17 protein-coding genes are annotated in these 17,496 nt (G+C 59.6%); 13 read left to right on the forward strand and 4 right to left on the reverse strand.

The genetic code is table 11. From position 1 onward, the window contains the following. Nucleotides 1–176: 176 nt before the first annotated feature. Together brnQ and proY are read left to right on the forward strand one after the other, a co-directional pair. Complete coding sequence (gene brnQ / locus C2E15_RS05720; RefSeq protein WP_104956514.1) at nucleotides 177–1,496, forward strand: branched-chain amino acid transporter carrier protein BrnQ; 1,320 nt, start codon at nucleotides 177–179, stop codon at nucleotides 1,494–1,496. 68 nt (nucleotides 1,497–1,564) lie between these two features. Next, nucleotides 1,565–2,917 (forward strand): proline-specific permease ProY, encoded by a 1,353-nt coding sequence (gene proY / locus C2E15_RS05725; RefSeq protein WP_104956515.1) that lies wholly within the window; start codon nucleotides 1,565–1,567, stop codon nucleotides 2,915–2,917. Between the two features lie 68 nt (nucleotides 2,918–2,985). On the opposite strand, the gene C2E15_RS05730 is transcribed toward proY, so the two are convergent. Both C2E15_RS05730 and C2E15_RS05735 read right to left on the reverse strand, forming a co-directional pair. Further along, a complete protein-coding gene (locus C2E15_RS05730; RefSeq protein WP_104956516.1) occupies nucleotides 2,986–4,248 on the reverse strand; it encodes a mechanosensitive ion channel family protein in 1,263 nt (420 codons plus the stop codon). Between the two features lie 137 nt (nucleotides 4,249–4,385). After that, nucleotides 4,386–4,967, reverse strand: a complete 582-nt coding sequence (locus C2E15_RS05735; protein ID WP_104956517.1) for an ACP phosphodiesterase — start codon at nucleotides 4,965–4,967, stop codon at nucleotides 4,386–4,388. 103 nt (nucleotides 4,968–5,070) lie between these two features. On the opposite strand from C2E15_RS05735, the gene queA reads away from it, so the two are divergent. From queA to secF, 5 genes are all read left to right on the forward strand, one after another. Further along, entirely contained in the window at nucleotides 5,071–6,141 is a 1,071-nt protein-coding gene (gene queA, locus C2E15_RS05740; RefSeq protein WP_104956518.1) for a tRNA preQ1(34) S-adenosylmethionine ribosyltransferase-isomerase QueA, read from the forward strand. Nucleotides 6,142–6,211: 70 nt separating this feature from the next. Then, on the forward strand, nucleotides 6,212–7,336 hold the full coding sequence (gene tgt / locus C2E15_RS05745) for a tRNA guanosine(34) transglycosylase Tgt (RefSeq protein WP_104956519.1): 1,125 nt from the start codon (nucleotides 6,212–6,214) through the stop codon (nucleotides 7,334–7,336). A 24-nt stretch (nucleotides 7,337–7,360) separates the two neighbouring features. Then, nucleotides 7,361–7,693, forward strand: coding sequence for a preprotein translocase subunit YajC (yajC, locus tag C2E15_RS05750; RefSeq protein ID WP_104956520.1), 333 nt, complete (start codon nucleotides 7,361–7,363; stop codon nucleotides 7,691–7,693). A gap of 27 nt (nucleotides 7,694–7,720) precedes the next feature. Then, complete coding sequence (gene secD / locus C2E15_RS05755; protein WP_104956521.1) at nucleotides 7,721–9,568, forward strand: protein translocase subunit SecD; 1,848 nt, start codon at nucleotides 7,721–7,723, stop codon at nucleotides 9,566–9,568. A 10-nt stretch (nucleotides 9,569–9,578) separates the two neighbouring features. Next, nucleotides 9,579–10,547 (forward strand): protein translocase subunit SecF, encoded by a 969-nt coding sequence (gene secF, locus C2E15_RS05760; protein ID WP_104956522.1) that lies wholly within the window; start codon nucleotides 9,579–9,581, stop codon nucleotides 10,545–10,547. Between the two features lie 66 nt (nucleotides 10,548–10,613). On the opposite strand, the gene C2E15_RS05765 is transcribed toward secF, so the two are convergent. Then, nucleotides 10,614–11,255, reverse strand: coding sequence for a DUF3251 domain-containing protein (locus C2E15_RS05765; protein ID WP_104956523.1), 642 nt, complete (start codon nucleotides 11,253–11,255; stop codon nucleotides 10,614–10,616). 182 nt (nucleotides 11,256–11,437) lie between these two features. Here C2E15_RS05765 and nrdR point away from each other — a divergent pair, with 182 nt between their 5' ends. The 6 genes from nrdR to pgpA all read left to right on the forward strand — a co-directional run bounded on the left by nrdR (nucleotide 11,438) and on the right by pgpA (nucleotide 15,514). Further along, nucleotides 11,438–11,887, forward strand: coding sequence for a transcriptional regulator NrdR (nrdR, locus tag C2E15_RS05770; RefSeq protein ID WP_038627640.1), 450 nt, complete (start codon nucleotides 11,438–11,440; stop codon nucleotides 11,885–11,887). A gap of 3 nt (nucleotides 11,888–11,890) precedes the next feature. After that, entirely contained in the window at nucleotides 11,891–12,997 is a 1,107-nt protein-coding gene (ribD, locus tag C2E15_RS05775; protein ID WP_104956524.1) for a bifunctional diaminohydroxyphosphoribosylaminopyrimidine deaminase/5-amino-6-(5-phosphoribosylamino)uracil reductase RibD, read from the forward strand. Nucleotides 12,998–13,085: 88 nt separating this feature from the next. Continuing rightward, nucleotides 13,086–13,556: a 6,7-dimethyl-8-ribityllumazine synthase gene (gene ribH, locus C2E15_RS05780; RefSeq protein WP_104956525.1), complete on the forward strand. Its 471-nt coding sequence runs from the start codon at nucleotides 13,086–13,088 to the stop codon at nucleotides 13,554–13,556. A gap of 19 nt (nucleotides 13,557–13,575) precedes the next feature. Then, a complete protein-coding gene (gene nusB, locus C2E15_RS05785; RefSeq protein WP_038627635.1) occupies nucleotides 13,576–13,995 on the forward strand; it encodes a transcription antitermination factor NusB in 420 nt (139 codons plus the stop codon). Between the two features lie 57 nt (nucleotides 13,996–14,052). Next, nucleotides 14,053–15,030: a thiamine-phosphate kinase gene (thiL, locus tag C2E15_RS05790; RefSeq protein WP_104956526.1), complete on the forward strand. Its 978-nt coding sequence runs from the start codon at nucleotides 14,053–14,055 to the stop codon at nucleotides 15,028–15,030. Next, on the forward strand, nucleotides 15,008–15,514 hold the full coding sequence (gene pgpA / locus C2E15_RS05795; protein ID WP_104956527.1) for a phosphatidylglycerophosphatase A: 507 nt from the start codon (nucleotides 15,008–15,010) through the stop codon (nucleotides 15,512–15,514). Before thiL ends, pgpA begins: the two co-directional genes overlap by 23 nt. A gap of 106 nt (nucleotides 15,515–15,620) precedes the next feature. Here the strand turns inward: pgpA and dxs are convergent, their stop codons facing one another. Beyond that, a complete protein-coding gene (gene dxs, locus C2E15_RS05800) occupies nucleotides 15,621–17,486 on the reverse strand; it encodes a 1-deoxy-D-xylulose-5-phosphate synthase (RefSeq protein WP_104956528.1) in 1,866 nt (621 codons plus the stop codon). Nucleotides 17,487–17,496: the final 10 nt, after the last annotated feature.

Consider the following 17,496-nt stretch of genomic DNA (forward strand, 5'->3'; position numbering starts at 1 on the left):
ATCGCGGTATTCCTCTGTGAAAAGAACAAAATCAGCTCATATCACCTGCGCCTCGCTTAGCGGACAAGCAGATATTCAGGTTTGCGCCTGAGTCGCCGACCCTGGTCGCGCAAAGAGGGTGCGATAAGCCTTAACACAACATCCACCGCAACATCAGTAGCAGGCAATACAGTTCTATGACACATCGTTTAACGTCGAAAGACATCATTGCGCTGGGCTTTATGACGTTCGCCCTGTTTGTCGGCGCAGGCAATATCATCTTCCCCCCTATGGTTGGTTTGCAGTCAGGCGAGCATGTCTGGATTGCGGCACTGGGCTTCCTGGTGACCGCTGTCGGTCTGCCCGTTATGACGGTTATCGCGCTGGCGCGCGTGGGCGGCGGCATCGATGCGCTCAGCTCGCCGATCGGCAAAGCGGCCGGCGTGTTGCTGGCGACGGTCTGCTATCTGGCGGTGGGGCCGCTGTTCGCTACGCCGCGCACTGCTACCGTCTCTTTTGAGATCGGCATTGCGCCGCTTACCGGCGATGGCGCGCTGCCGCTGCTGGTTTACAGCCTGATCTACTTTGCGCTGGTGATCGGCGTTTCGCTCTATCCGGGCAAGCTGCTCGATACGGTCGGCCATATTCTCGCGCCGCTGAAAATTGTCGCGCTGGTGGTGCTGGGCGTCGCCGCGCTGCTGTGGCCGGCGGGCAGCCCGATCACCGCCACCGATGCTTATCAGCACGCGGCGTTCTCCAGCGGCTTCGTTAACGGCTATCTCACGATGGATACGCTGGGGGCGCTGGTCTTCGGCATCGTTATCGTCAACGCCGCGCGTTCCCGCGGTGTGGAAGAGGCGAGCCTGCTGACACGCTACACCATTCTGGCAGGCCTGATCGCCGGCGTTGGCCTGACGCTGGTCTACCTGAGCCTGTTTAAGCTGGGCGCGGGCAGCGGTTCGCTGACCGATCAGAACGCCAACGGCGCCGCGATCCTGCACGCTTATGTGCAGCACACCTTCGGCGATATGGGCAGCTTCTTCCTTGCCGCGCTGATTTTCATCGCCTGTATGGTGACGGCGGTGGGCCTGACCTGCGCCTGCGCGGAGTTCTTCGCGCAATACCTGCCGTTCTCGTATAAAACGCTGGTGTTTATTCTCGGCCTGTTCTCAATGGTGGTCTCCAATCTCGGCCTGAGCCATCTGATTCAGATCTCCATTCCGGTGCTGACGGCGATCTACCCGCCCTGTATCGTACTGATTGTGCTGAGCTTTACCCTGAGCTGGTGGAATAAAAGCACGCGTATCGTTGCGCCGACCATGCTTGTTAGCCTGGTATTTGGTATCATCGACGCGATTAAAAGCACCGGCTTTAAAGATGCGTTGCCCGCCATCAGCCAGCATCTGCCGCTGGCCGAGCAGGGGCTTGCCTGGCTTCCGCCTTCGCTGGTCATGCTGCTTATCGCGGCGATAGCCGACCGCGTCATGGGGCAGCAGCAGGTCAGGGCGCATCATTAAACCTGACACATTTCGGTTTAACCACGGGCTTGCCCGTGGTTTTTCATTTCCACAGGTAAGATGTCACTATGCAAGAAACCAATAAGCTCAAACGGGGACTGAGCACGCGCCATATCCGTTTTATGGCGCTGGGATCGGCGATTGGTACCGGGCTGTTTTACGGTTCTGCCGATGCAATTAAAATGGCCGGGCCAAGCGTACTGCTGGCCTATATTATCGGCGGCGCGGTGGCCTATATTATCATGCGCGCGCTGGGCGAAATGTCCGTCAACAATCCGCAATCCAGCTCCTTTTCGCGCTACGCGCAGGATTACCTCGGCCCGATGGCGGGCTACATCACTGGCTGGACCTACTGTTTCGAAATCCTGATTGTCGCCATCGCCGACGTGACCGCGTTCGGCATCTATATGGGCGTCTGGTTCCCCGATGTGCCGCACTGGATCTGGGTGCTGAGCGTGGTGCTGATGATCGGTGCCGTCAACCTGATGAGCGTGAAGGTGTTCGGTGAGGTGGAGTTCTGGTTCTCCTTCTTTAAGGTCGCGACCATCATCATCATGATCGCGGCGGGCTTAGGGATGATTATCTGGGGTATCGGCAACGGCGGTCAGCCGACCGGCATCCATAACCTCTGGAGCAACGGCGGCTTCTTCGCGCATGGCGTGGTCGGCATGCTGCTGTCGCTGCAGATGGTGATGTTCGCCTATGGCGGCATTGAGATTATCGGCATCACCGCCGGTGAAGCGGAAGAGCCGGAAAAATCGATTCCGCGCGCCATTAATTCGGTGCCGTGGCGTATTCTGGTGTTTTACGTCGGCACGCTGTTCGTGATTATGTCGATCTACCCCTGGAACCAGGTGGGCACGCAGGGCAGCCCCTTTGTGCTGACCTTCCAGCATCTTGGCATCGCGGCGGCGGCCTCGATTCTGAACTTTGTGGTACTGACCGCTTCTCTGTCGGCGATCAACAGCGACGTATTCGGCGTCGGCCGCATGCTGCACGGTATGGCGCAGCAGGGCCACGCGCCGAAGATGTTTATGAAGGTGTCGGAGCGCGGCATTCCCTGGGTGACGGTGGTGGTAATGATGCTGGCGATGCTGGTGGCGGTTTACCTTAACTACCTGATGCCGGAAAAAGTGTTCCTGGTGATCGCCTCACTGGCGACTTTCGCCACCGTCTGGGTGTGGATTATGATCCTCTGCTCGCAGATCGCTTTCCGCCGTACGCTGAATAAGCAGCAGGAGAGCGAGCTGAAATTCGCGCTGCCGGGCGGACGCTATACCGCGGCGTTCGGCGTGCTGTTCCTGTTGTTCATTATCGGCATGATCGGCTACTTCCCGGATACGCGCGTGTCGCTCTACGTCGGCGCCATCTGGATCGTGCTGCTGCTGGCGGGCTATAAGCTTATGATGCGACGCCGTTAACCCGACCGATAAAAAAAAGCCGCAGCGATGCGGCTTTTTTTATGGGCCTGAAGAGGCGGCGCGGCAGATTATCGCGGTGCGCTGCTTTGCACGCCGGCGCCGAGCGCGTGTAGATCGTGCCCGGTCGGCGTTTGATGCACGCGCAGGCCGAAGGCCGGCAGCACGGCGTAGATATGATCGAATATATCGGACTGGATACGCTCATACTCCCGCCAGACCGTAGTGCTGGTAAAGGCGTATACCTCCAGCGGCAGGCCATGCGATCCCGGCGCCAGCTGACGCACCATTAGTGTCATATTCTGGTGGATGTCGGGGTGGCTTCGCAGCCAGGCCTCCAGCCAGGCGCGGAAGGTGCCGATATTGGTCAGGTGGCGCCCGTTTAGCGGCGTGGTGAGATCGCATGCCAGTTCGGCGTTGTGGCGCGACACCTCCGCCTTTTTCTGCGCGATATAAGGCGTCAGCAGCTGAGCGCGCTGCAGCGCCGCCAGCTCCTCTTCGCTCAGGAAATGGATACTGGTGGCGTCGATATTGAGGCTGCGCTTGATGCGGCGGCCGCCCGATTCCGACATCCCGCGCCAGTTTTTAAACGAGTCGGCGATCAGCGCATAGGTGGGAATGGTGGTAATGGTGTTATCCCAGTTGCGAACCTTCACCGTGGTCAGGCCGATATCGATCACCGCGCCGTCGGCGCCATACTTGGGCATATCCAGCCAGTCGTTGATCTTCAGCATATCGTTGGCAGAGAGCTGAATGCCCGCCACCAGGCCGAGGATCGGATCCTTGAACACCAGCATCAGCACCGCGGTCATCGCGCCGAGGCCGGTGATCAGCACCAGCGGCGATTTGCCCAGTAGCACCGAAATCATCATGATGGCGAATAAAATCGCCGCCACCAGCTTGATGCTCTGGAAAATGCCGCGCAGGGGCAGCTGACGCGCCAGCGCGCTCCCGGCGGAAAGCTCCAGCAGGATATCCAGCAGCGAAAAGAGCATCAGCAGGATAAAGAGCATCATCCAGACCTGTGAAATCACCAGCAGCGCGGTATAGAGCGGCTCGCTGCTGTGCAGAAACAGGCTGGTCTGGATATTCAGCAGCACGCCCTGCAGTAGCAGCGCGAAGCGGTTGAACAGGTGATTATCGATAAGCGACTTCGGCCACTGCTGGCTGGCGGCGTAGACGCGTCGCTGCAGCATCGGCAACAGGGCGCGGTGCAGCAGCAGATGGGCGATAACGGAAATCAGCAAAATCACCGCGACAACGGCGACCAGCGAGAGCAGGCTGGCGTAGGGCACGTCACTATGACGCAGCCAGTAAAAGATCTGTTGTTGCATGGTTTCTCCCTGAGGTGTGGCTAATCCTGATGGGGCGCAAAGCGGCGAAACGGGCGTGCCGTTTCGCCCGCTAATCCCTGGGCGAGTCTAACAAAGCCCGCCAGGGAGGGGTACCGTAACGTGACGGGCGGCGGGGCTTACAGCTGCTGTTCAGCGGCGCGGCGCATCAGGCGTGGGTAGAACTGCCAGAACAGGGTTTCGAGCGCGGCGTAATGTTCATGAAAATCGATCCAGGAGTCAGCGAGCGCGGCCAGACGCGGACGGCGCGCCGCCATGCCGCGCAGCACCTGCTGCAGATAGTCCGCCTCGGCGTAACGCTCCATCCAGCGCTCGCGCCACAGATAACCGTTCAGGCGCTGAAAGCCTTCCGGCGACTGCGGCAGCATCGGCTCGATTTGCGCCCGCGCCTGCGCCAGAAACTGCGGCAGCGGCTGCGAAGGCTCAATGCGATCCCAGTGGCGCGACAGAAAGTGATCCCAGACCACGTCGAGGGTGATCGGCGCGACGCGCCGCGTCACGTCGCGGAACAGGCGTTTGGCGCTCAGCACCTCCGGCAGGGCGTCGGTCAGCGCGTCGAGGCGGCGGTGCAGGGCGATACCGGCAGCGATATCTGCAGGCCAGTGCGGAAGCGGATCGCCGCGCACGTAATCCGCCATCAGATTGCCCGGCAGGGAGCTGTTGGCCAGCGAGGCCAAATGAAGATGTGCAAGAAAGTTCATCCCGGCAGTATACGCTAACAGAATGGTTACCGGGTAACAGTTCAGAATTTGTCGCTTTTCCGCTAGACTATGCCGCCTGTTTGTTATCCGTAAGACATTTAGCATGCGCGTTGCCGATTTTTCTTTTGAATTACCTGAGTCGTTGATTGCCCACTATCCGCAGCCCCAGCGCAGCGGATGTCGGCTGCTGTCACTGAACGGCCCCGACGGCGCCCTGAGCCATGGCGTTTTCACCGATGTGCTTGATAAGCTGAACCCCGGCGATCTGCTGGTGTTTAACAACACCCGCGTCATTCCAGCCCGTGTTTACGGGCGTAAAGCCAGCGGCGGTAAGATCGAAATGCTGGTGGAGCGCATGCTGGATGATAAGCGCGTGCTGGCGCACGTGCGCGCCTCGAAAGCGCCGAAACCAGGTGCTGCGCTGCTGTTCGGCGATGATGAAAGCGTCCGCGCCACCATGGTGGCGCGCCATGACGCGCTGTTCGAGATCGTCTTTGACGACGCGCGCGGCGTGCTGGATATTCTGAACGCCATCGGCCATATGCCGCTGCCGCCCTATATCGATCGCCCCGACGAAGAGGCGGATCGCGAGCTGTATCAGACGGTCTATAGCCAGAAGCCGGGCGCGGTGGCCGCGCCGACCGCCGGGCTGCACTTTGATGAGCCGCTGCTGGCGGCGCTGCGTGAAAAAGGCGTTGAAATGGCGTTCGTCACGCTGCACGTCGGCGCCGGCACCTTTCAGCCGGTACGCGTCGACAGCATTGAAGATCACATCATGCACTCCGAATATGCCGAAGTGCCGCAGGAGGTTGTGGATGCGGTGCTGGCCTGTAAAGCGCGCGGCAATCGCGTGGTCGCCGTCGGCACCACCTCGGTGCGGTCGCTGGAAAGCGCAGCGCAGGCGGCGCAGGACGCTCTGATCGCCCCGTTCTTCGACGATACCCAGATCTTTATCTATCCCGGCTATCACTACCAGGTTATCGATGCGCTGATCACCAATTTCCATCTGCCGGAATCGACGCTGATCATGTTGGTTTCCGCGTTCGCCGGCTATCGCCACACCATGAATGCCTATCACGCGGCGGTGGCGGAACAGTATCGCTTCTTCAGCTACGGCGATGCGATGTTCATTACCCGTAATCCCCAGGCGCCGGACGAGAAGGTCGGCGCCTGATTAGCCGACGCCGCTGCGGCGGCGTCGTCATATTAACTGTGCATCAGACTGTTTCTCTGATGGAGGCAACGTGAAGTTTGAACTTGATACAAAAGATGGCCGCGCGCGTCGTGGCCGTCTGGTTTTCGATCGCGGCGTCGTTGAAACCCCGGCCTTTATGCCGGTGGGTACCTACGGCACGGTAAAAGGCATGACGCCGGAAGAGGTGAAAGAGACCGGCGCGCAGATCCTGCTGGGCAACACTTTCCACCTCTGGCTGCGTCCGGGGCAGGAGATCATGAAGCTGCACGGCGACCTGCACGATTTCATGCAGTGGCACGGGCCGATTCTGACCGATTCCGGCGGCTTCCAGGTGTTCAGCCTGGGTGATATCCGTAAGATCACCGAAGCGGGCGTTCACTTTCGCAACCCGATCAACGGCGATGCGATCTTCCTCGATCCGGAAAAATCGATGGAGATCCAGTACGATCTCGGATCGGACATCGTGATGATCTTCGATGAATGCACGCCTTACCCGGCCGACTGGGACTACGCCAAACGCTCGATGGAAATGTCGCTGCGCTGGGCGAAGCGCAGCCGCGATCATTTCGACAAACTGGGCAACAAAAATGCGCTGTTCGGCATTATTCAGGGCAGCGTTTACGAAGATTTACGTGATGTCTCTGTCAAAGGACTGGTGGATATCGGCTTTGATGGTTACGCTGTGGGCGGCCTGGCGGTCGGCGAGCCGAAAGAAGATATGCACCGCATCCTGGAGCATGTCTGTCCGCAGATCCCGGAAGATAAACCCCGTTATCTGATGGGCGTCGGCAAGCCGGAAGACCTGGTCGAAGGCGTGCGTCGCGGCATCGATATGTTCGACTGCGTGATGCCGACGCGCAATGCGCGCAACGGCCATCTGTTTGTTACCGACGGCGTAGTGAAAATCCGTAACGCTAAGCATAAAGATGACACCTCGCCGCTGGATGCCGAGTGTGATTGCTACACCTGTCGCAATTACAGCCGCGCCTACTTGCACCATCTCGACCGTTGTAACGAAATATTGGGCGCGCGTCTGAATACCATTCATAACCTGCGCTACTACCAGCGCGTGATGGCGGGTTTACGCCAGGCTATTGAAGAAGGTAAATTAGAGCGCTTCGTCAGTGACTTCTATACGCGGAAGGGTAAAGCGGTTCCGCCATTAAACGCTTGATAATTAAACAATGAGGGAAAGTTGATGAGTTTTTTCATTTCTGACGCAGTGGCAGCAGCAGGCGCGCCGTCTCAGGGAAGCCCCTATTCTCTGGTGATTATGCTGGTGGTTTTCGGCCTGATTTTCTATTTCATGATCCTGCGTCCGCAGCAGAAGCGTGCGAAAGAGCATAAAAAGCTGATGGACTCCATCTCCAAGGGCGATGAAGTGCTGACCACCGGCGGTCTGGTGGGTCGCGTGACGAAAGTGGCGGAGACTGGCTATATCGCTATCGCCCTGAACGATAACAACGAAGTGGTTATCAAACGTGATTTCGTGGCTGCCGTCCTGCCGAAAGGTACTATGAAGGCGCTGTAATTCTTTGTTTTCCCTAAGGGAACTGCCGTGTTAAACCGTTATCCTTTGTGGAAATACATTATGCTGATCGTGGTGCTTGCCGTCGGTCTGCTGTATGCACTTCCTAACCTGTATGGAGAGGATCCGGCTGTTCAGATCACTGGCGCGCGCGGAAGCGCCGCCAGTGAGCAAACGCTGGACCAGATCCAAAATGTATTAAAACAAGAGCATATCCAGAGCAAATCTATTGCGCTGGAGCAGGACGCTATTCTGGCGCGTTTCGCCAATACGGATGTGCAGCTGCGCGCCCGTGAAGCGCTGATGAAGACGCTGGGCGAAGATTACGTCGTGGCGCTTAACCTCGCCCCGGCCACGCCAAAGTGGCTGGAGATGCTGGCGGCGCAGCCGATGAAGCTCGGCCTTGACCTGCGCGGCGGCGTTCACTTCCTGATGGAAGTCGATATGGACACCGCGCTCGGCAAGCTGCAGGAGCAGAATACCGACAGCCTGCGCAGCGATCTGCGCGATAAAGGCATCCCCTATACCAACGTGCGCAAGATTGATAACTACGGCGTGGAGATCCTGTTCCGCGACGGCGCCGCGCGCGACAACGCCGTCAGCTACCTGACGACCCGTCATCGCGATCTGGTAATCAACAGCCGCGGCGACAATGCGCTGCGCGCCGTAATGAGCGATGATCGCCTGCGCGAGGCGCGCGAGTATGCGGTTCAGCAGAACATCAACATCCTGCGTAACCGCGTTAACCAGCTGGGCGTCGCTGAGCCGCTGGTGCAGCGTCAGGGCTCTGACCGTATCGTGGTTGAGCTGCCGGGCATTCAGGACACCGCACGCGCCAAAGAGATTCTGGGCGCCACCGCGACGCTGGAATTCCGTCTGGTGAACACCATCGTCGACGCCAGCGCTGCCGCCAAAGGCCGCGTGCCGGGCGATTCTGAAGTGAAGCAGACGCGCGAAGGGCAGCCGGTCGTGCTGTACAAACGCGTGATCCTGACCGGTGACCACATCACCGACTCCACCTCCAGCACCGACGAATACAACCAGCCACAGGTCAACATCTCGCTCGATAGCGCGGGCGGCAACATGATGTCGACCTTTACCAAAGACAATATCGGCAAGCCGATGGCGACGCTGTTTGTTGAATATAAAGACAGCGGCAAAAAAGACGCCAACGGCCGTTCGATTCTGGTGAAACAGGAAGAAGTGATCAACGTGGCGAATATTCAGTCGCGTCTGGGCAACAGCTTCCGCATCACCGGTATCAACAACCCGAACGAAGCTCGCCAGCTTTCGCTGCTGCTGCGCGCCGGCGCGCTGATTGCGCCGATTCAGATTGTTGAAGAGCGTACTATCGGTCCGACCATGGGGCAGCAGAACATCACTCAGGGCCTGGAAGCGTGCCTGTGGGGTCTGATCGCTTCCATCGTCTTTATGGTGGTGTTCTATAAAAAGTTCGGCGTTATCGCCACGACCGCGCTGGTTGCCAACCTGATCCTGATTGTCGGCATTATGTCGCTGTTACCTGGCGCGACGCTGACGATGCCGGGCATCGCCGGGATTGTGCTGACGCTGGCGGTCGCCGTTGATGCGAACGTGCTGATAAACGAGCGTATCAAAGAGGAGCTGAAGAACGGGCGCACCGTTCAGCAGGCGATTCATGAAGGCTATAAAGGCGCGTTCTCCAGTATCGTCGACGCCAACGTCACCACGCTGATTACCGCCATTATTCTTTATGCGGTCGGCACCGGCTCCATTAAGGGCTTCGCCATCACCACCGCGATTGGCGTGGGCACCTCGATGTTCACGGCGATTGTCGGCACGCGTGCCATTGTTAACCTGTTGTATGGCGGCAAACGCGTCAACAAGCTGTCTATCTGAGGAGTCGGTTGTGGCACAGCAATATAGTGTTGAACAATTAAACTATGGCCGTAAAGTCCATGACTTTATGCGCTGGGATACGCTGGCCTTTACCCTTTCGGGGCTGCTGCTGATCGCCTCGGTGATCATCATGGGCGTACGCGGCTTTAACTGGGGGCTCGACTTTACCGGCGGCACGGTGATTGAGATTACGCTGGAGCAGCCGGCCGACCTCGATACGCTGCGCGGATCGCTGGAGAAATCGGGCTTTGTCGAACCCCAGGTGCAGAACTTCGGCAGCAGCCGTGACGTAATGGTGCGTCTGTCGCCGAACGCCGGCAACGCGGGCCAGGAGCTGGGCAACAAGGTCGTTTCGGTGATCAACCAGGCCTCCGGCCAGAATGCCACCGTGAAGCGCATTGAGTTTGTCGGCCCCAGCGTCGGCAGCGATCTGGCGCAGGCGGGCGGCATGGCGCTGCTGGTGGCGTTGATCTCTATCCTGGTGTATGTCGGCTTCCGCTTCGAGTGGCGTCTGGCGCTTGGGGCCGTGCTGGCGCTGGCGCACGACGTGATCATTACGCTCGGCATCCTGGCGCTGTTCCATATTGAGATCGACTTAACCATCATCGCCTCGCTGATGTCGGTTATCGGTTACTCATTGAATGACAGCATCGTGGTCTCCGACCGTATCCGCGAAAACTTCCGCAAGATCCGTCGCGGCACGCCGTATGAGATCGTTAACGTCTCGCTGACGCAGACGCTGAGCCGCACCATCATGACCTCGGCGACGACGCTGGTGGTAGTGCTGATGCTGTTCATCTTCGGCGGCGCACTGCTGGAAGGCTTCTCGCTGACCATGCTGATCGGCGTTTCCATCGGGACCATCTCCTCTATTTACGTGGCTTCAGCGCTGGCGCTGAAACTGGGCATGAAGCGGGAGCATATGCTGCAGCAGAAAGTGGAAAAAGAGGGCGCCGATCAGCCTTCTATTCTGCCGTAATCGTGCTTCAGACATAACGAAAAGGCCGCGTAAGCGGCCTTTTTTATTGCCTGCAGCAACGTTCAGTTATGGCGCGACAGTGGGGGAAGCGTGCTGCCCGGCAGCAGAGGCAGCATTCTGCCCGGCAGGGGAGGAGACATCCTGTGCGGCGGAGGAGGCGTTCTGCCCCGGCGTCAGCGGCTCGACATCATGTATCCGCACATAGCCCACCTGCTCTGGCGGCAGTCCGCTCAGGCGCAGCGGCACTGGCTGCTCACTTTTCGGCAGCAGGGCATTGCGCACTTCAATGGTCTGCGACAGCGCGCCGGCGCTGAGCGGCTTACTGGTAGCGGCATCCAGCTCACCCCATTCCACCTGCATGCGCAGGCTCTGCAGCGGTCTGTCGCCGGCGGCGCGCAGCGTCAGCAGAGCGCGGGTGCCGCTCGCTTCCGCCTCGATGCGCGTCAGCGACAGCATCAGCGGGCCGGCGAGGCTTTGCAGTTCGACACGGGTATTGGCGGCGGGCAGCAGCCAGGCGCCCTGGGTCGAGTGACTGTTAAGTTGGTTTTGCTGCTCCAGCGCGCTGGCCTGGCGCGTCAGCTGCGAAACTTGCTGATTTAGCTGGCCGACTTCGCCGTGCAGCGCGCGGGTGCTGGCGGAGGGCGGCGCGGCGCAGCCGTTAAGCAACGCGGCGCTGAGCAACGGCAGCAGGAAAAGCCCTTTTCTCATCTTCTTTCTCCTTTTAATGCGTTAACTCCCATAAGCTTAGGCGAAAGCGTGCGGGAGGGCGAAAATGACTGCGGGAGGTGTCGGCGCGCACAGAAAAATGCGCTGCCTGCCCGCTGAGGCTTTGGTTGTCAGGGGCTTCAGGGTACACTAAGGTTTAATTTCGTGAAGAATCAGGATACGTCATGCATTGCCCATTCTGCTCCGCTGTGGATACCAAAGTGATTGATTCCCGTCTGGTTGGCGAAGGCACCTCAGTGCGCCGTCGTCGTCAGTGTCTGGACTGTCATGAACGTTTTACCACCTTTGAAGTGGCGGAACTGGTGATGCCGCGCGTGATCAAAAGCAACGATGTTCGCGAACCCTTCAATGAAGACAAACTGCGCAGCGGCATGGTAAAAGCGCTGGAAAAACGGCCGGTGAGTTCCGACGCGGTTGAAAACGCCATCAGCCATATCAAAACGCAGCTGCGCGCCACCGGCGAGCGTGAGATCCCCAGTAAAATGATCGGCAACCTGGTAATGGACGAGCTGAAAAAGCTCGATAAGGTTGCCTATATTCGCTTCGCCTCCGTTTATCGCAGCTTTGAAGACATTCGCGAATTCGGCGAAGAGATCGCCCGTTTACAGGATTAAGCCATGCGTGATGAAGCATTTATGGCGCGCGCGCTGGAGCTGGCGCGGCGCGGACGTTTTACCACTACTCCAAATCCCAACGTCGGCTGCGTGATCGTGCGCGACGGCGTTATCGTCGGCGAAGGCTGGCACCGGCGCGCCGGTGAGCCGCACGCCGAGGTGCATGCGCTGCGCATGGCGGGCGATCGCGCGCGCGGCGCCACCGCCTATGTGACGCTGGAGCCGTGCAGCCATCATGGCCGCACGCCACCCTGTTGCGACGCGCTGATCGCCGCCGGCGTAAGCCGTGTGGTGGCAGCGATGCAGGATCCGAATCCCGAAGTGGCCGGGCGCGGCCTCTATCGTCTGCAGCAGGCGGGCGTCGCCGTCAGCCACGGCTTGATGATGGCGGAGGCGGAGGCGCTGAACCGCGGCTTTTTAAAGCGGATGCGCACCGGATTCCCCTTCGTGCAGCTTAAACTAGGTGCGTCGCTGGATGGCCGTACGGCGATGGCCAGCGGCGAGAGCCAGTGGATAACCTCGCCGCAGGCGCGCCGTGACGTACAGCGCCTGCGCGCGCAGAGTTCGGCGATCCTCAGCAGCAGCGCTACGGTGCTGGCGGATGACCCGGCGCTAACGGTGCGCTGGGAGGAGCTGGGCGAACAGATCCAGGCGGCGTATCCGCAAGAAAATTTACGCCAGCCGGTACGGGTGGTGATCGACAGCCAGAATCGGGTGACGCCGCAGCATCGCGTGCTGCAGCAGCCGGGCGAAAGCTGGCTGGCGCGCCTGACAGCCGATGAAAGCCAGCCGTGGCCGCCGACAGCGCGCCAGCTGCTGGTGCCGGCGCGCGAGGGCCGCGTTGATCTGGTCTCGCTGATGATGCTGCTGGGCAAACAGCAGATTAACCATGTCTGGGTGGAAGCGGGTGCGCAGCTGGCGGGCGCGCTGCTGACCGCCGGCGTGGTGGATGAGCTGATTGTTTATCTGGCCCCGAAACTGCTGGGCGAGGAGGCGCGCGGCCTGTGCAGCTTGCCGGGGCTGACGCATCTGCAGGATGCGCCGGCCTTTCGCTTTAGCGAGGCGGTGCCGGTTGGCCCCGATTTGCGCCTGACGCTCCGGCCGGTATAACGCTCTGCGGAAAAGCGGAAGCAGAGTGCGAAAGAGTATGATAGAATCCGCCCCCTGCGGGGCCAATCAGAACCCTGAAAGGAAAACTATGAAAATTATCGAAGCTGCTGTTGCCACGCCGGAGGCGAAAGTCGCCATCATTATTGCGCGTTTCAACAACTTCATTAATGAAAGCCTGCTGGATGGCGCGATCGACGCACTGAAACGCATCGGTCAGGTGAAAGAAGAAAATATCACCGTCATCTGGGTGCCGGGCGCCTATGAATTACCTATGACGGCCCGCGCCGTCGCCAATGCCGGTAAGCACGACGCGGTTATTGCCTTAGGCACCGTGATCCGTGGCGGCACCGCGCACTTCGAATATGTTGCCGGCGAAGCCAGCTCTGGCCTTGCCAGCGTCGCGATGAACAGCGACATTCCGGTCGCCTTCGGCGTCCTGACCACGGAAAATATCGAGCAGGCGATTGAACGCGCCGGTACCAAAGCGGGCAACAAAGGTGCGGAAGCCGCACTGACCGCGCTCGAAATGATTAACGTATTGAAAGCCATTAAAGCCTGATTTTTGTAAGGGGATTTTTGTGAAACCTGCTGCTCGTCGCCGCGCCCGTGAGTGTGCTGTCCAGGCGCTTTATTCCTGGCAGTTGTCCCATAATGACATTGCTGATATTGAATATCAGTTTCTCGCGGAACAGGATGTCAAAGACGTTGATATCAACTATTTCCGCGAGCTGCTGGCTGGCGTTGCGACCAACAGCGCATACCTTGACGGTCTGATGAAGCCTTACCTGTCGCGCCAGCTGGAAGAGCTGGGCCAGGTGGAAAAAGCTATCCTGCGCGTTTCTCTGTATGAACTGAGCAAGCGTAGCGATGTGCCATATAAAGTGGCCATCAACGAAGGTATTGAGCTGGCAAAAGTATTTGGCGCTGAAGACAGCCATAAGTTTGTTAACGGCGTGCTGGATAAAGCCGCTCCGCAAATCCGCCCCAACAAGAAATAATCTCCCGAGGCCGGATCATTTCCGGCCTTTTTCATTCAGGTTCAGCGGAAATTCATTATGTCATGTGGCGAATTTGAACTGATCGCGCGTTATTTCAATCGCGTGACAAGCTCACGTCGCGATGTGGAAAAGGGTATTGGCGACGACTGCGCACTCTTAAACGTGCCGGAAAAGCAAACCCTGGCCATCAGTACCGATACGCTGGTGGAAGGCATCCACTTTCTGCGCGACATCCATCCTGCCGATCTCGGCTACAAAGCGCTGGCGGTTAACCTTAGCGATCTCGCCGCCATGGGGGCCGATCCCGCCTGGCTGACGCTGGCGCTGACCCTGCCGGAGGTGGATGAGACGTGGCTGAAAGCCTTCAGCGACAGCCTGTTCGAACTGCTCGATTACTACGATATGCAGCTGATCGGCGGCGACACCACGCGCGGACCGCGCAGCCTGACGCTGGGCATTCACGGACTGGTGCCGGCCGGTCGGGCGCTGCGCCGCAGCGGCGCGCGTCCCGGCGACTGGATCTTCGTGACCGGCACGCTGGGCGACAGCGCGGCGGGCCTCGCGCTGCTGCAGCACCGTATGCGCATTACCGATCCGGCCGTGCATGAGGCGTTGATTAAACGCCACCTGCGGCCGATGCCGCGCATTCTGCAGGGTCAGGCGCTGCGTAACCTTGCCAGCGCGGCGATCGATATTTCCGACGGGCTGGTATCCGATTTAGGCCATATTCTTAAAGCCAGCGAGTGCGGCGCGCGCGTTAACCTTGATGCGCTGCCTGTCTCCGCCGTGCTGCGCGATCATTTTGACGGCGAGCAGGCGTTACGCTGGGCGTTAAGCGGCGGCGAAGATTACGAACTCTGCTTTACGGTACCGGAAATCAACCGCGGCGCGCTGGACGTGGCGCTGGGCCATCTCGGCGTGCCCTATACCTGCATCGGCCAGCTGGGACCGGAATCAGAAGGGCTGGTACTGCTGCAGGACGGCAAGCCGACGACCCTCAATCTAAAGGGATTTGACCATTTTGACGCGCGATAAAGATCTGGCGAAAAGCCGCCTGCGCCTGAGCAATCCCTGGCATCTGCTGGCGACCGGCTTTGGCAGTGGCTTAAGCCCGTATGTGCCGGGCACGATGGGCTCGCTGGCGGCGATCCCGTTCTGGTGGCTGATGACGTTTCTGCCGCAGGATATCTATTCGCTGCTGGTGATGTTCGGCATCTGCATCGGCGTTTATCTTTGCCACCGTACGGCGAAGGATATGGGCGTTCACGATCACGGCAGCATCGTCTGGGACGAGTTTATCGGCATGTGGATCACCCTGATGGCGATCCCGGCGATGACCTGGCAGTGGGTGCTGGCCGGCTTTGTGATTTTCCGCATCCTGGATATGTGGAAGCCCTGGCCGATCCGCTGGTTCGATCGTAACGTGCATGGCGGCATGGGGATTATGGTGGATGATATTATTGCCGGCATCATCTCCGCCGTGCTGTTGTGGTGGATGGGGCTGCACTGGCTGGCGTAACCCATACTGTTTGCCCGCCTGATGATGTTAATCGCCGGTCGGGCTTATGAAAAAGGCGCTGGATGTTCACATCCAGCGCCTTTTTTATCACTGACGGCTAAGTGCGTTACAGCGCCAGCCAGCGCGCAATCTGCTGCTGAATGCCGATGGCGTCGAGCTGATAGTCGTGACGGATCTCTTCCTGCGAACCCTGCGGGATAAAAGCATCCGGCAGGCCGATGTTTAGCACCGGTGCCAGTACGCGCTTCGCCATCAGCAGTTCATTGACGCCGCTGCCGGCACCGCCTTTAATCGCGCCTTCCTCCAGCGTCACCAGCGCTTCATGGCTGGCGGCCAGTTCCAGCACCAGCGCCTCATCCAGCGGTTTAACGAAACGCATATCTACCAGCGTGGCGTTTAGCGCTTCCGCCGCCGCCCGCGCTTCCGGCAGCAGCGTGCCGAAGTTCAGGATCGCCAGCTTTTCGCCCTGACGCTTCACCACACCTTTGCCCAGCGGCAGCGAGGCCAGCGGCTCCAGCGTTGCGCCGGTGCCGGTGCCGCGCGGATAGCGCACCGCGCTCGGGCCGTCCTGATAGTGGTAGCCGGTGTAAAGCATCTGACGGCATTCGTTTTCATCGCTTGGCGTCATGATCACCATGCCGGGAATGCAGCGCAGGAAAGCCAGGTCGAAGGCGCCCTGGTGGGTCTGGCCATCGGCGCCAACGATGCCGCCGCGATCGATAGCAAACAGCACCGGCAGCTGCTGAATCGCCACATCATGGATCAGCTGATCGTAGGCGCGCTGCAGGAAGGTGGAGTAGATCGCCACCACCGGCTTGTAGCCGCCGATCGCCAGGCCGGCGGCAAAGGTCACCGCGTGCTGTTCAGCGATGGCGACATCGAAATATTGTCCCGGATACTGACGCGAAAAGCCGACCATGCCGGAGCCTTCGCGCATCGCCGGCGTCACCGCCATCAGCTTATCGTCGCCGGCGGCGGTTTCACACAGCCAGTTGCCGAAGATGGTGGAGTAGCTCGGCAGGCCACCCGCGCTTTTCGGCAGCGCGCCGCTCGCCGGATCGAACTTCGGCACCGCATGCCAGGCGATCGGATCGTTTTCCGCCGGCGCGTAGCCTTTGCCCTTTTTGGTCATGATATGCAGGAACTGCGGCCCTTTCAGGTCGCGCATGTTGCTCAGCGTATGCACCAGCGTCAGCACGTCGTGACCGTCCACCGGGCCGATATAGTTAAAGCCCAGCTCCTCGAACAGCGTGCCCGGCACCACCATGCCTTTCAGATGCTCTTCGGTACGCTTAACCAGCTCTTTGATCGGCGGCAGGCCGGTCAGCACCTTTTTGCCGCCTTCGCGCAGGCGCGCATAGGTTTTGCCGGAGAGGATTTGCGCCAGGCGATTGTTCAGCGCGCCGACGTTTTCCGAAATCGACATTTCGTTATCGTTCAGGATCACCAGCAGGTCAGCTTTGATGTCGCCGGCGTGGTTCATCGCTTCGAACGCCATGCCGGCGGTGATCGCGCCGTCGCCGATAATACAGGCGGTGCGGCGGCCTTCACCCTCTTTGCCGGCGGCGACCGCCATCCCCAGGCCCGCGCTGATCGAGGTCGAGGAGTGGCCGACGCTCAGCACGTCATACTCGCTCTCCGCGCGCCACGGGAAGGGATGCAGGCCGCCTTTCTGCCGGATGGTGCCGATGCGATCGCGGCGGCCGGTCAAAATCTTATGCGGATAGGCCTGATGACCCACGTCCCACACCAGGTGGTCGAACGGGGTGTTATAGACATAGTGCAGTGCTACGGTCAGTTCAACCACGCCGAGGCCGGAGGCAAAATGACCGCTGGAGCGGCTTACGCTGTCCAGAAGGTACTGACGCAGCTCATCGCACAGCGCGGGCAGTTTCTCTTTTGGCAGTTTACGTAGTTCTTGCACAGAATCGGCAAGCGCCAGCGTCGGGTATTTTGCAGTATCAAAACTCATCAGAGACTCA

Origin of the sequence: Mixta gaviniae, assembly GCF_002953195.1 — a bacterium.
Taxonomy (GTDB): Bacteria; Pseudomonadota; Gammaproteobacteria; order Enterobacterales; family Enterobacteriaceae; genus Mixta; species Mixta gaviniae.

Bases quoted from the DNA above. Each gene is read 5' to 3' on its own strand.
- proY (WP_104956515.1), top strand. From the start codon at position 1,565: ATGCAAGAAACCAATAAGCTCAAACGGGGACTGAGCACGCGCCATATC.
- C2E15_RS05735 (WP_104956517.1), bottom strand. From the start codon at position 4,967: ATGAACTTTCTTGCACATCTTCATTTGGCCTCGCTGGCCAACAGCTCC.
- brnQ (WP_104956514.1), top strand. From the start codon at position 177: ATGACACATCGTTTAACGTCGAAAGACATCATTGCGCTGGGCTTTATG.
- nrdR (WP_038627640.1), top strand. From the start codon at position 11,438: ATGCATTGCCCATTCTGCTCCGCTGTGGATACCAAAGTGATTGATTCC.
- thiL (WP_104956526.1), top strand. From the start codon at position 14,053: ATGTCATGTGGCGAATTTGAACTGATCGCGCGTTATTTCAATCGCGTG.
- ribD (WP_104956524.1), top strand. From the start codon at position 11,891: ATGCGTGATGAAGCATTTATGGCGCGCGCGCTGGAGCTGGCGCGGCGC.
- ribH (WP_104956525.1), top strand. From the start codon at position 13,086: ATGAAAATTATCGAAGCTGCTGTTGCCACGCCGGAGGCGAAAGTCGCC.
- dxs (WP_104956528.1), bottom strand. From the start codon at position 17,486: ATGAGTTTTGATACTGCAAAATACCCGACGCTGGCGCTTGCCGATTCT.
- C2E15_RS05730 (WP_104956516.1), bottom strand. From the start codon at position 4,248: ATGCAACAACAGATCTTTTACTGGCTGCGTCATAGTGACGTGCCCTAC.
- yajC (WP_104956520.1), top strand. From the start codon at position 7,361: ATGAGTTTTTTCATTTCTGACGCAGTGGCAGCAGCAGGCGCGCCGTCT.
- queA (WP_104956518.1), top strand. From the start codon at position 5,071: ATGCGCGTTGCCGATTTTTCTTTTGAATTACCTGAGTCGTTGATTGCC.
- C2E15_RS05765 (WP_104956523.1), bottom strand. From the start codon at position 11,255: ATGAGAAAAGGGCTTTTCCTGCTGCCGTTGCTCAGCGCCGCGTTGCTT.